We start from the raw sequence: 13,101 nt of genomic DNA on the forward strand, positions 1-13,101 counted from the left end.
GCGGCCATCGTCACCGGATGATTAGAACTTCACGGTGGCGCGGGCCCAGTAGTAGCGGCCGAGGGTGTCATACGTTGCCGTATCCACGTTGAAGTTCTGGCCGTTCTGATAGATGAGCGGTGGCGTCTTGTCGCTCAGGTTGTCTACGCCGATATCGAAGCGGGTATGGATCTGCGGAATCTCGTAGCCGGCCGTGATCGACTGGTAGAGCACCGAAGCCATCGGTGCGTTGGCGCCGGTGGTGAAGTCCGCATTGAGGTTGGTCAGGCGGTGGATGTAGCGCCCCTGCCACTGTGCGCTCCAGTTGCCCAAGGCCCAGTTCAAGGTGAGCGTGCCACGCCAGCGAGCGATATTGCCGAACTGCTGGGTGTACGTGCCGGCATAGTTGACCGTGCCGGGGCCCGGCTGACCCGGGGTGGCGTTGTTGTTGAAGGTGGAGACATAGGTGGTGTTGAGCCCCGCCTTGAAGTTACCCGGGTTCACGCTGCCGATGTCGAAATGCGGAATCACATAGTTCAACGAGAAGTCGACGCCACTGGTGCTGAGGTTGCCCAGGTTCACCACCGGCGTATTGATGTAGTTCACCGCGCCAGCGAGCTTGCTGGTGTTGTTGTAGCGGTTGATGAACGCGCAATACGGGTTGCTGGCATCGCTGAAGCAGGAGTTGAGCACGGTCTGCGCCGCGATCGGCGTCAGCATGTCGTGCAGGTTGATGCGCCACACGTCGACACTGGTCGACAAGCCATTCGCCCAGTTCGGCGAATACACGAAGCCGTAGCTGATCGAATTGCCATGCTCGGGCTTCAGCGTACTGCCTGCCGGCACTGCGCCCGAGTAGTAGGCCGTGACCTGGCCCAACGGGTTACCGCTCCACTGCGGCGGAACGAACTGACAGGCGGAGTTCTGGTGCGGGGCTAGCTGGGCAGGGGTCAGGCCGACGCAAGGATCGCTGACAGTGGGGCCAGCAACCGTGCGGCCGTCGTACAGTTCGTCCAGGTTGGGCGCGCGGAACACCTGGGAGGCCGTGCCGCGAATCAGCAAGTCGGCGATCGGCCGGTACTCGATGGCGATCTTCGAATTGGTGGTCGTGCCGGTGGTGTTGTAGTGGGAAGTGCGAACACCAATGTCCACGTTCAACGCATAGGCCCACGGCTTATCCGACAGCAGCGGGACCAGCGTTTCGGCGTAAAGCTCACTCACGTTTTCGCTGCCACCGCCCGGCGAACCGCAGGCTTCGGCCAACACCGTGCAGGTGCCGGTCGCCACATCCAGAATGGCATCCGGCGTGACGCGGTAGCCCATGCTGGTGTCGCGATACAGCGCGCCGGCAGACAACTGCATCGCACCGGCGGGCAGATCCCACAGCTCGCCCGAAGTATTAATCTGGCCCTGCTTCATGGTGTTGGACAGGGTGTAGGTCGGCGCGTCCACACCCTTTCTCAGGACCGCAGTGACTGCCGGGTCAGCCTGATTGAAGATGTTCGCGCCGGCATCGATGGCCGCCTGGAAGGCCGGCACATTCACTTCGTTGAAGTTACGCTGGACACGCTGGGAGTAACCGTAATCGGCACTGGCATCCCAGATCCACGTGCTGGCGCCGAAGTTGCCGCGCAGACCGGCGTTCACCTGCTGGTTATCCGTCACGAACGTGTGCAGACGCGTGCCCAGGCCGGTGAGGCGCGTGCCCATCGCATAGCCGCTGTTCGGATCGCCAGGGATGGCGTTCTGGCTGAAGGTCACGCCGAACGGATTGTTCGGGTTGGTCGACGGCACGATCCAGCCATCGTTGGTGTTGGTGGGCGCCGGAGCGTCCTGACCGCTCGAACTGGTGTGGTTGTAGAACGCATCGGCGAAGAACGTCAGGTTATCCAGGAGCTTGTAGTTCGTGAGCACGAAGATGTTGTTTCGCGTCTGCTCGGTCTGGATGTAGTTGTAGGCGTTGTAGTTGAAGGTGTCGCCGGCGCCGCCATAGCAGCGGTAGTCGCTCAGGCTGTTGCCACTACCGCCGGCGAGGGTGACATAGGTATTGCCCTGCGAGTTGACCTTGCAACCCGCGGGGGCGATGCCGGCCGGCACCAGGATGCGGCCCGTCGGAATGGTGCCGGAACCCGCCGGCGTCACCACGCCGCTGGAAAGATACAGCTGATGTGCCGTGAAATCGCGGCGCGTCGCCAGTACCGGACTCTGATGGTTGTAATCGATACCAAGAACGATGTTGCCGCGGTCGTTGTTTGCGCCCGCTGTCAGCTGGGCACCATGACGCTGGCCATCACCATGGTCGGAAATGCCGTCGTTAACGCTGAGCTCGGCGCCGTGGTAGTCCTTGCGCAGGATGAAGTTGACCACGCCACCGATGGCGTCCGAGCCGTAAACCGTCGACGCGCCTTCGGCCAACACGTCGATACGCTCGATCATGTTCTGCGGAATCATGTTGACGTCGGCATTGGCCAGACGCTGACCGTCCACCAGCACCAGGGTGCGGTTGACGCCCAGGCCGCGCAGCGACACGCGTGCGGCACCGTCGCCGCCTTCCAGCGTGGGGCTCGCGCCGCCACCGCCGTTGCTGTTGTTCTGGGTGTTGGTGGCGTTGCCCGAGATGGCGGGCAGTGCCTGCAGCACGTTGCCCAGGGTGGGACTGCCGTTGTTGGAAATCGCGCTGCGATCCAGTGTCACCACCGGGCTGGCCGTTTCGGCGTCGACGCGACGGATCAGCGAGCCGGTGACCGAGACCGCCGTCAGTGTTTTGGCGTTGCTCTGCTTGGCCTGCTCGGTGCCGCCTTGACTGGTCTGGCCTTGCGCCGCAGGACCCTGGGTGGTCGAAGCATCCTTACTGTTCGCATCTTGGGCCTGTGCCATCGCGGCCGATGAAGCCATGCCGACAGTAAGGGCCAAGCGCACCGCTATGGATAGACGATTGTAGTTGGACTGCATTGTCACTCCCCGAATGTTTGGCAAAACAAGCCCGTACGGGCGCCTGGACGTCCGTAGGTGTTTCGTGTTGCCGTTGTATCCCCGACCCAACTGTTTCAGGAAATGGGGGGCGAGTAAAGGGGTTCTTAACAAATCTTCTTGCGAATTGGCGCGAAGGGCCTTAGCCGGGCAGCGGGTTGGCGAACAAATCGCTCTGCGCTGCGAAGCTGTCGGCGTCCACGAAGCCCGCCAGCCCAACGCCTACCAGCCGGTAGCGGCTATCCGCGGGCCGCTCCACCCGGTCACGCAAGGCACAGGCGATGTCGGCCAGTTCGGTGGCCGAGGTGGGGCGTGTAGGGGGCGTGAAACTTCGGGTCAACGTATGAAAATCCGATGTCTTCAGCTTCAGCACGACGGTGCGCGCCAGCCGAGCGTGCTCTCCTTGAGCTTCCTGTTCGTGCGCGGCCCAGGCTTTCGCTGCCAGTCGACGAATATGAGGCGCAAGATCGTGCAGGCCGAGGTCATGTTCAAACGTGTCCTCGGCGGACACCTGCAGGGTCGGACGGTCTGGCTGGACCGGGTAGTCGTCGATGCCCAGCGACAATTCCCGCAGACGCCGCCCCCAACGTCCGAAGCGTTGTTCCAGCTCATGTTCCGGTCGCAGGCGCAGGTCGCCCACGGTGACGATGCCCAGGTCGGTGAGCCTGGCCTCCATGACCTTGCCCACCCCCGGCAGTCGGCCTACCGGCAAGGGCGCGAGAAAGGCCTCGACCTGATGCGGCCGGATCACGAACTGCCCGTCCGGCTTGCGCCAGTCGGAGGCAATCTTGGCCAGGAACTTGTTCGGCGCCACGCCTGCCGACGCGGTGAGCTGGGTTTCCTCGCGTATCGCGGCGCGAATGGCCTCGGCCGTCGCCGTTGCGGAGGGCAAGCCGGTGCGGATGGTCGTGACGTCCAGATACGCCTCGTCGAGCGACAGCGGCTCGATCAGGTCGGTGTGGCGTCCGAAGATTTCGCGTATCTGGCGGGACACGGCCTTGTAGCGCGTGAAGTCTGGCGGTACGAAGATCGCTTGCGGGCATAGCCGTTCAGCCCGGACCGCCGGCATGGCCGAACGCACGCCGAAACGGCGCGCCTCGTAACTGGCGGCGCACACCACCGAGCGCGCGCCGCGCCATGCCACCACCACGGGCTTGCCGCGTAGCGAGGGGTCGTCGCGCTGCTCCACCGACGCATAGAACGCGTCCATGTCGACATGGATGATTTTTCGGGGAGTGCTGGGCACGGCTGCGACGATGGCGGGCGGGTCCGCACAGTCAATCACGAAACCCGCCGCCGTGTGCACGCCAGGCCGTCCCTGGCCCGGTCGATCCCTGGTTAGTGGCGGTTGGCTTGCAGGGACTGGTCCACCAGCTCGTTCTCGTAGGCTACGAAGCAGTCCAGGTCGAGCGTGTCCAGGCGGAAACGGTTGGCGGCGGTGAAGAACGCCATCAATGAAAGGATGCGCTGGGGATTTCGCGCCCACGGCGGCACGTAGACCGCACGCGCAATCAGGCCGCTTTGCAGGAAGGGCGACAGGTTGATCACGTCGGTGGTGGTCACCCGCCCCGCAAACAGCAGAGGCAGCATTTCCGCGCGGCCTTCCTGCAGCACCTTGCGGATGAAGATGTAGATGATCATGACGCCTTGCAGATAGGCGCTGTCCTTGGTGAAGCAGATGCGACCGCGCACATCGCCGCCGCGGAAGATGCGCGAGGCGCTGCGGTAGCTTTCGACGGGCGTCTGGCCCGCGTCGAGGAAGCCGCGAAACACCTCAATGAAGTCCGCGCCATCGAGCGCCCGCTTCACCATGATGACGCGCAGCGCGACACGGCGCAGGCGATTGAGGTCGATCGAGCCGGTAATGATCTCGGAGAAAGTGGCCAACCCTTCCTGCGCGCGCGTGGTGCGCGGGGCACCCAGGCCCAGCGACTTCAGATACGGCTGGTGCTTGCCGTTAAGCGCGGTGGCGGTGTGCACGAACGCCTCGTGCTCGGTCAGTTGGTCCAGGTCGAGTTCGGAGAACAGCGCGGTCGAACGGAGATTGATGCTTTTGCTGCCAGCGGTGGCCTTGGACGGCAGGTCGGGGTTCAGCACCACGTCGACCTTGTCCTTGTCGAAAAACTGGCCGAGTCGTTCGCGTAGTCGCTCGGCAAATATATCGGCAGGGATATCCGCCGGCACCGGCAGCACGCCCTCGCGGCCGATCAGGTCATCGCTGATGTCCAGTACATCCTGGGCGGCCTCGACGGAACTGGCGGTCTGGCCGGGATGAATCATGTCCGGACGTCCGTACAGGATGGTGGAGCAGCGGGTGAACTCTTCCGTGCCGACGCCCATCAGCATCTGGGCGGCCGTGAGGTAACTCCATGCCGTCTTGAACAGCCAGTCGCCAATCGGGTGACCGCGATCGAGCTTCGCCATGATCGCTTTCAAGGCGGCCATTTCGCCGGTGAGGTCCGGATGTCGCACCGGCGGTTGCGGCAGGGCCGGATGGCCACGCTCGAATCCCTGCAGAAACGTGTTCTCCAGCTCGACTGGCCAGTCGATGGCCTTCAGCACCCTGATCTTGCGGGCCGCGGCGATCAGCTCGCGATCGCATTCCAGGAATTGGCTCAGGACCTTGTCGTCCTCAGGCCGAAGATCGCTAGCGACGGTATTCATGACGCCTCCGGGGGGTCGTCGGTCGATACCTCGGGCCGACGTGAACGTGGCAGGGAGGAGGGCACTATGCGCCCGTGCTGTTTCACGCGCGTCCGAAGAATTACTGAAGCAAGGGAACTTGCCCGCGAGATGGCTGGCGCCGAGCGTCCCCCATCGTCGCGCTGCACTCCGCGACGAATGACAGCAGCGGCATCCAGCGGTGCGCGCGGCTTGATGGGCCGGGTGACCGACGGGCTGCCCCACCGGGCGGGAGTCCCCTCCGTGATCAACGTGTTACAGCATCGTGTCGAAGTGAGTGCCGCACTCGGCTATCGTCCGTCCTTCGTATCTGATGCGCAGGATGCCGTTCCGCACCATGACTGCCGAAACCTCACCCTCCTATCTGCGTCGCCTGGGCACCTGGGACGCTGCCGCCATCGTGATTGGCGGCGTCATCGGTGCCGGCATCTTTCGCAGCGCCTCTACGGTGGCCGAACGCACATCGTCCGGCGCACAGTTGCTCACGCTGTGGGCGGTGGGCGGCCTGCTGACGCTGGCGGGCGTGCTCTGCTATGCCGAGTTGGGTGCACGGCGGCCGCAGGCCGGTGGTGTCTACATCTACCTGCGTGAGGCGTTTGGGCAGCTGCCGGCGTTCCTGTTCGGCTGGACCATGGCGCTGATCAACTACCCCGGCAGCGTAGCGGCGGTGGCCACCACGTTTGCGGATTACTTTTGCGCCGCGATCGGTTTGCCTCTGCTGTGGGTGAAACCGATAGCGGCGGGTGCCATCACCTTTATCGTGGGTGTGAACTTTTTCGGCGTCAAAGCCGGCGCGCGCATGCAGAACCTGTTCACCCTGCTCAAGCTCACGGCCATCGTCTTGCTGGTGGTCGTCGGTTTGGTGCTGGCGCGCGGACAGCTCGGCTCGGTGCTGGCGCCGGACACGCTGCATCCGGTGCCGCCGGGCGCGTTCCTGGGCGCGTTGCTGCCGGTGCTGTTCACCTATGGTGGCTTCCACTACCTCAACGATCTGGCCGGTGAAGTGCGCGAACCGCAGCGCACCTTGCCGCGAGCGCTGGGGCTGGGCCTGGGCGGCGTCGTGATTTGCTATGTGCTGGTCAACTTCGCTTATCTGGCAGGCTTGGGCCACGCGGGCCTGGCCGCCAGCCAGGCGCCGGCGGCCGACCTGATGCGCAAGCTGTTCGGTGAGCACGGCGCGCGCCTGATCGCCGTCGGCATTGCCTGCTCCACCTTTGGCTATTGCAGCATCGCTATCGCCGGCGGTGCGCGCGTGCTGCAGACGATGGGCGCCGACGGCATGTTCTTCCGCGCGGTGGGACGGATCGACGCGCGCTCGCGCGCACCGCAGATGGCGCTGGCCGTGCTTGGCGCGTGGGCCATCGTGCTGGTGCTGTCCGGAAGTTTCGGCCAGCTGCTCGACTACACCACGGTGGGCGAGTGGCTATCGCACGCTTTCGGCATCGCCACGCTGTTCTGGTATCGGCATCGCTTCAGAAATGAGCCCTCGCCATATCGCGTACCGTTCTATCCGCTGCTGCCGCTGCTGTTCGTTTGCACCGTGCTGGGCGTGATCGTGGCGACCACGATTCACTCGCCCGGCGATGCCGGCATGAGCTTGGCGCTGATCCTGCTTGGCGTGCCGGTGTATTACGCGTGGCGTGCCTGGCAAAAGAGGGTGGCGTGATTTCTCACGGCAAGGCAGCCTTCAGTTGCTGCAGGCATACTGCGGCTATTTCCTTGTGCTCGAGTCGCCGATGAAACGGATTGCCATCGCCACGTCTTGCCTGCTTGCGCTGGCAGCCTGTCATTCGGGCTCGGATACCGACCGGGCCGACCTTAGCCGCAGCACGCCGACTCCGGCACCGGCTTCGCCCGCAGCGCCCACCAAGCCGACCACGCAAACCACGCTCGACCAGGTGCAGCGCGACGGCGCGCCCGTGACCGTGAGTGGCATGTCGCTGCAGAAGTACACCTTCGAACCTTCGCCACAACCACAGCTGGTGGTGTCGCTGACCCAGGGCGATTGGGATTGGTCGAAGGAAGGCGCGTTGCGCGTGGATATGCAGAATGCGATGGCTTGGGCAGTGACGCTCACGGTGGACATCGACGGTGCCGATACGGGGCAGCATCTGCATGCCACGGTCGCCGTTCCGGCGGGTCCGCCACAAACGCTGGTGGTGCCGTTACATGCGACCTCGCCGCGGGCGATGGGCATGCAGGCAGGGCCGCCGATGCCCTACACCGCTGGCAACCAGCGGATTCTGCTGGCAACCACGGTGGAGGGCTCCATCGACCTGGCGCACGTGAAAGCCGTGCGATTGGGCACGCCTTCGCCCACCGCACCGCAGACCCTGCTGTTCGGCAAACTGGATACGTCCAGGGGCGTACATGAGCTGCGCGACGCCTATACCGGCATCGTCGATGCTTGGGGCCAGTACACGCGCGGGCAATGGCCAGGCAAGGTCGATTCCGACGATGCCTTACGTGGTCGACACGGGAAGGCAGCGCAAGAGCCGGCCGCCACGCCGGCGGCGCGCAAGGGCTTCGATCGCTACGGTGGCCGCACCGACATGCCGCCGTTCAAGGCAAGCGGCTGGTTTCGTAGCGAGCGGCGTGATGGTCGCTGGCAATTGGTGACGCCTGAAGGGCACGCGTTCTTTTCGTTGGGTGTGAATGTCGTCGACGATGACGGCGGCCGCACCTATATCGAAGGCCGCGAGTTCATGTTCAAGGAACTGCCGCCCAACAGCGGACGCTGGGCGCCATTTTACGGCACCGGCGACAACCGCCAGGGCGGGCAGGGCGCGTCAGCCGGCATCGGCTTCAACCACGGGCGCTGGTTTGATTTCTATTCCGCCAACCTGTTCCTGGCCGATGGCCGGCATTGGCGACAGGCATGGCGTGCGCGCACGCTCGATCGCCTGGAGAGCTGGGGCTTCAACACCTTGGGCAACTGGAGTGACGATGCGTTGACCCAGACGCACCACCTGGCTTACACGCGCTCGATCAATATCTCCGGCGTGTTCGGCAACGTCTCCAGCGGCTACGACTACTGGGGCCGCATGCCTGATCCGTTCGATCCGCGCTTCGCGCAGGCGACCGAGGCGGCCGTGGCGCAGGCGACCAAGGAAGTCCGCGACGATCCGTGGCTGCTTGGCTACTTCGCCGACAACGAGCTAGCCTGGGCCGGTCAGGGTCCGCAAGGTCGCTGGGGGCTGGCGCAGGGTACCTTGCGCGGTGAAGCTCGCAGCCCAGCCAAGCAGGCTTTTATCGCTGCGTTGAAGAAGAAGTACAGCGACCCGTCGAAACTCGCCGCGGCATGGGGCATCACGCTGGCTTCATGGGACGCATTGGATGCCACCAATTTTGCCGCGCCCCAGCCGGACGAGGCACACCCGGCGATTGCCGACGACTACAGTGCATGGCTGCGGCAGTACGCGGACCAGTATTTCCGCACCGTAGTGCAGGCGATTCACAAGCACGACCCGCATCACCTGTTTCTTGGCGGCCGCTTTGCCGTGCACACGCCGGAGGTGGTGGCATCCTGCGCCGAGAATTGCGATGTGGTCAGCTTCAACGCTTACGCCGATGTGCCGGAACATGCGTTCGATGCCGCTGCATTCGCGAAGCTCAACAAGCCCGCGCTGATCACCGAGTTCCACTTTGGTTCCGATGACCGCGGCTCGTTCGGCAAGGGCGTAGTGCCAGTGTGGAACGAGCAGCAGCGCGGCGAAGCCTATGCACGCTATATCGCGGCGGCGGTGGCCAATCCTGCCATCGTCGGCGCGCACTGGTTCCAGTACGTAGACCAGCCGGTGACGGGGCGTCTGCTCGATGGCGAGAACGCGCATATCGGCCTGGTGGCGATTACCGACAAGCCCTTCCACGGTTTCGTGGAAGCGGTGCGCGAGGCGAATCGCAAGACAGGGTATTGATCGTCGCTTTTCTCCCTCTCCCCTGCGGGGAGAGGGTAGGGTGAGGGGCCAATCTTGCGATTACGGTCGGTTCGAAGCCGGATTCCTTGAGACTTCCCCGCGAGCACCCGCCCCTCACCTCGGTCCTCTCTCCCACAGGGACTACCTTCGGGTCGCCCGACGGGGAGAGGAAGACAAGCATCAGCTCGCCAGACTCGTCGCCGCCCCAAAGCTGATCGCCATGATCACCGCCACTGCCATGCATGCGCTGGCGAGGCGGATGCGGTGCGCGTCGATGCGCGGAATCAGTCGCCACAGCACCAGTACGCCGATCACCATGTCGACCACCAGCGCGCCACGCAGCAGCGCGGAGTTGAGCAGTAGCGCATAAGGCGGCTTGGTCAGTCCCTCGTGCATCGCCACGGCGGTGACGATCAACAGGCCTATGAGGTTCCATACCAGGCAGGCGAGGTAGGTGCGGTTGAAGACGACCGGACAGCGCTCGATCCAGCGCAGCACGGTCCACGCGATGAGGGCGAAGAACAGCGCGCCGATGCTGCTGTAGAGCACCCACCAAAGCAGGGTGCTGATCAGGGTAAGCAGGGTGGTCATGCGAGTCCTAAATCTGACGGCGGGAACGTGCGCCGGAATGATGCGAGGGCGCGAGGCAACTTACACGCCGAACCGGCGCAGCAGTTTGTCCATCAACCATGCGGGCCCCACCAGCAGGTACGCCAGGTCAGTGAGAAAGCTCGGGCGCCGTCCTTCGATGAGGTGGCCCACGAACTGCCCGATCCACGCCGCTACGAACACGGCGAACGCCAGCAGGCGTAGCGATGCCGGCCCCAGTTCGCGATAGGCCAGCTCGGTGAGCAAGGCGAACACCGCCAGCGCGATCAGCAAGGCGGTGCCCAGCCGGCGCGATTGCCTCCAGTACCAGGTGAACGCCATCACCAGCGCACACACGGCCCAGAAGCCCGGGCGGCCGATCGACGCCGGCACCGGAATGGTCCACATCAAAGCAATCGCGCACCACAGGATCAGCGGCACGCAGACCCAGTGCAGCAGCCGGTTGATCGGATGCTGATGATCGGCGCTGTAGCTGTCCAGCCAGTGGCGCATGTCGCGCGCCGGCACAGGCGCGCTGTCGTCTATAGGGGTCATGGCTCGGTGTGCCGCCGCTCAGTCGAGCGTGATGCCGGCGAGACGCTGCAGCGCCTCGGCGTACTTGGCGGAGGTGCCGGCGATGACATTGGCGGGAACATTCGGACCGGGGGCCTGCTTGTTCCAGTCCAGCGTCTCCAGGTAGTCGCGCACGAACTGCTTGTCGTAGCTCGGCGGGCTGATGCCCACGCGGTAGTGGTCGGCGGGCCAGAAGCGCGAGGAATCGGGGGTCAGCATCTCGTCCATCACGTAGAGCTTGCCGTTCTCGTCGGTGCCGAACTCGAACTTCGTATCGGCAATGATGATGCCGCGCTCGGCGGCATAGGCGGCGGCCCACTTGTAGATGGTCAGGGTCGCCTCGCGCACCTGTTCGGCAAGGTCGGCCCCCACCGCAGCCACCACGGCATCGAAACTCACGTTCTCGTCGTGGTCACCGACCGCGGCCTTGGTCGACGGGGTGAAGATGGGTTCCGGCAGCTGCTGTGCCTGTTGCAGCCCGGTGGGCAGCTGGATGCCACACAGCGAGCCGCTGGCCTGATAGTCCTTCCAGCCGGAACCGATGATGTAGCCGCGCGCAATCGCCTCCACCGGCACCGGCTTCAGGCGGCGCGTGACCACGGCGCGCTTTTCGTAAAGCTTGAGGTCGGTACCTGCTGGCAGCACGTCGCTCAGCGGCGTGTGCAGCAAGTGGTTGGGCACCAGGTGGGCGGTCTTGCCGAACCAGAAGTTGGAGATCTGCGTCAGCATCTCGCCCTTGCCGGGAATCGGGTCGGGCAGCACCACGTCGAACGCCGACAGGCGGTCGCTGGCCACGATCAGCAGCCGACCATCCTCTTGGCGGCCATCGGGGCGCTGGCCTCGCGGGAGCGCGTAAACGTCGCGCACCTTGCCGCGATGGATCAGCTCGAGGCCGGGCAGGTTCGATTGCAGCAGGGTGGTGGGCACGTTGTTTCGCTCCTGGGTGGCCGGCCTGGGCGCCCAGGACCGGGAACAAGGTGCCGGCTTCGCATTATGGGCCGGCGATCAAGCCCGCTATTGTAGCCGGTGGCGTCTGTGCGGGAGGTGTCGCTGCGGCCAGCTGTCTCCGGGGCGCGGGCCCGCTGGCTGCTAGAATCGCGCGCTTTGGTCCAGAGCCCGCTCGCATGTTCCAGCTGTCCCGCGCCGTCGCTGTGCCGCGCCCTTGGATCAAGGGGACGGGTCTGGCATCCATGCGCAGCGTCCTCGCCGCCGTGCTGGCCGTGGCCGTTGTTGGGCCCACGTTCGCCGCAGCACCCGCCAAGCCCGCACGCCTGGGCTTGTGCGCGGCATGTCACGGCGAAACGGGTAGGGCGCAGATTCCCGGCGCGCCGAACCTGGCCGGACAGCAACTCGATTACCTGCGCGAAGCGCTCAAGCAATACCGCGATGGCCGCCGCAACGCGCCGCTGATGCGTGCGGCGATCGGCCCGGTCAGCGACGCGGATCTCGATGAACTGGCGCGCTGGTACAGCGCGCAGGCACCACAACAACAAGGCACCCCATGACTTTTACCTGGACTCTGTGGTTGGCCCTGTTCGGCCTGATCTTCGGCCACGGCTTGCCCGGCGCCGTGGTCGGCGCCATTACCGGCTTCATTATCGACAGCCTGCGCCAGGGACAGCGGCGTCGGGTGACGCCACAGGCCGGTGGCTATGTCAGCCCGCTGTTTGCCTTGCTGGGCGCAGTGGCGAAGTCCGATGGTCGTGTCTCCGAGGCGGAAATCGCCGTGGCCGAGCGCCTGATGCAGCGCATGGGGCTGGAGCAGGAACAGCGGAAAGTGGCCATCACTGCCTTCAACGCCGGCAAACAGCCGGAGTTCGACGTCACCCCGGCCATCGAGGAGCTTCGGCGCTGGGTAGGCCTGCGTCGCGACCATGCCTTCCCGGTGCTCGATGTGGTGATCGAAACGGTGCTCGCCGAAGGCAACCCACCACCGGAGCAGATGGCGATCCTGCGCCAGTTGGCGTTCGCGCTGCGTATTAGCGACATGGAGCTGATGGCGCTGATGGCGATGAAGGGTTTTGCCTGGAACGCCACCGGCGGTTCGCGTGGCTATGGCAACCACGGTGGCGGTGGTTACGTGCCGCCCCAACGGACGACGCACGGCCCTGACCCGTACACCGTGCTGGGCATCTCGCGCAGCGTGGATGATCGGGGGGTCAAGCGCGCCTATCGCAAGCTGATCTCCGAGCATCACCCGGACCGTCTCGGCGACCTGCCCGAAGAGATGCGCAAGCGCGCCGAGTCGCGTGCCAGCGAGATCAACGCCGCCTACGAGCGGATCAAGGCCGAGCGCGGGTTCAAATAGGCCGGTTCACATAAACTCAGCCATGACGTGTGGGCGCGCACGCTGTGCGCGACCGCAGCCACCACGTAACCCCCGGGTCGCGCA

The 13,101-nt window shown here is 64.8% G+C and carries 10 protein-coding genes; 4 read left to right on the top strand and 6 right to left on the bottom strand.

What is annotated here, in order from left to right; genetic code table 11:
• Nucleotides 1–21: 21 nt before the first annotated feature.
• The 3 genes from OUZ30_RS02680 to OUZ30_RS02690 all read right to left on the bottom strand — a co-directional run bounded on the left by OUZ30_RS02680 (nucleotide 22) and on the right by OUZ30_RS02690 (nucleotide 5,613).
• Nucleotides 22–2,931, bottom strand: a complete 2,910-nt coding sequence (locus OUZ30_RS02680) for a TonB-dependent receptor plug domain-containing protein (RefSeq protein WP_266180628.1) — start codon at nucleotides 2,929–2,931, stop codon at nucleotides 22–24.
• A 160-nt stretch (nucleotides 2,932–3,091) separates the two neighbouring features.
• Nucleotides 3,092–4,234: a DNA polymerase IV gene (gene dinB / locus OUZ30_RS02685; RefSeq protein ID WP_486599068.1), complete on the bottom strand. Its 1,143-nt coding sequence runs from the start codon at nucleotides 4,232–4,234 to the stop codon at nucleotides 3,092–3,094.
• A 53-nt stretch (nucleotides 4,235–4,287) separates the two neighbouring features.
• The gene (locus tag OUZ30_RS02690; RefSeq protein WP_266180629.1) at nucleotides 4,288–5,613 is read right to left on the bottom strand and encodes a tyrosine/phenylalanine carboxypeptidase domain-containing protein; all 1,326 of its coding nucleotides are present in this window, start codon (nucleotides 5,611–5,613) and stop codon (nucleotides 4,288–4,290) included.
• A gap of 355 nt (nucleotides 5,614–5,968) precedes the next feature.
• Here OUZ30_RS02690 and OUZ30_RS02695 point away from each other — a divergent pair, with 355 nt between their 5' ends.
• Together OUZ30_RS02695 and OUZ30_RS02700 are read left to right on the top strand one after the other, a co-directional pair.
• Entirely contained in the window at nucleotides 5,969–7,297 is a 1,329-nt protein-coding gene (locus tag OUZ30_RS02695; protein ID WP_266180630.1) for an APC family permease, read from the top strand.
• Between the two features lie 70 nt (nucleotides 7,298–7,367).
• A complete protein-coding gene (locus OUZ30_RS02700) occupies nucleotides 7,368–9,548 on the top strand; it encodes a beta-agarase (protein ID WP_266180631.1) in 2,181 nt (726 codons plus the stop codon).
• 180 nt (nucleotides 9,549–9,728) lie between these two features.
• Here the strand turns inward: OUZ30_RS02700 and OUZ30_RS02705 are convergent, their stop codons facing one another.
• From OUZ30_RS02705 to OUZ30_RS02715, 3 genes are read right to left on the bottom strand one after another with little or no spacing between them, the layout of a single operon-like run.
• On the bottom strand, nucleotides 9,729–10,139 hold the full coding sequence (locus OUZ30_RS02705; protein ID WP_266180632.1) for a hypothetical protein: 411 nt from the start codon (nucleotides 10,137–10,139) through the stop codon (nucleotides 9,729–9,731).
• Nucleotides 10,140–10,199: 60 nt separating this feature from the next.
• Entirely contained in the window at nucleotides 10,200–10,691 is a 492-nt protein-coding gene (locus OUZ30_RS02710) for an Mpo1 family 2-hydroxy fatty acid dioxygenase (protein WP_266180633.1), read from the bottom strand.
• Between the two features lie 18 nt (nucleotides 10,692–10,709).
• Complete coding sequence (locus OUZ30_RS02715) at nucleotides 10,710–11,636, bottom strand: phosphoribosylaminoimidazolesuccinocarboxamide synthase (RefSeq protein ID WP_266180634.1); 927 nt, start codon at nucleotides 11,634–11,636, stop codon at nucleotides 10,710–10,712.
• Between the two features lie 263 nt (nucleotides 11,637–11,899).
• Here OUZ30_RS02715 and OUZ30_RS02720 point away from each other — a divergent pair, with 263 nt between their 5' ends.
• Both OUZ30_RS02720 and djlA read left to right on the top strand, forming a co-directional pair.
• On the top strand, nucleotides 11,900–12,214 hold the full coding sequence (locus OUZ30_RS02720; RefSeq protein WP_266183081.1) for a c-type cytochrome: 315 nt from the start codon (nucleotides 11,900–11,902) through the stop codon (nucleotides 12,212–12,214).
• Nucleotides 12,211–13,017, top strand: a complete 807-nt coding sequence (gene djlA, locus OUZ30_RS02725) for a co-chaperone DjlA (protein WP_266180635.1) — start codon at nucleotides 12,211–12,213, stop codon at nucleotides 13,015–13,017. The genes OUZ30_RS02720 and djlA overlap by 4 nt, the downstream gene beginning before the upstream one ends.
• Nucleotides 13,018–13,101: the final 84 nt, after the last annotated feature.

It is taken from the genome of Dyella humicola, assembly GCF_026283945.1.
GTDB lineage: Bacteria > Pseudomonadota > Gammaproteobacteria > Xanthomonadales > Rhodanobacteraceae > Dyella > Dyella humicola.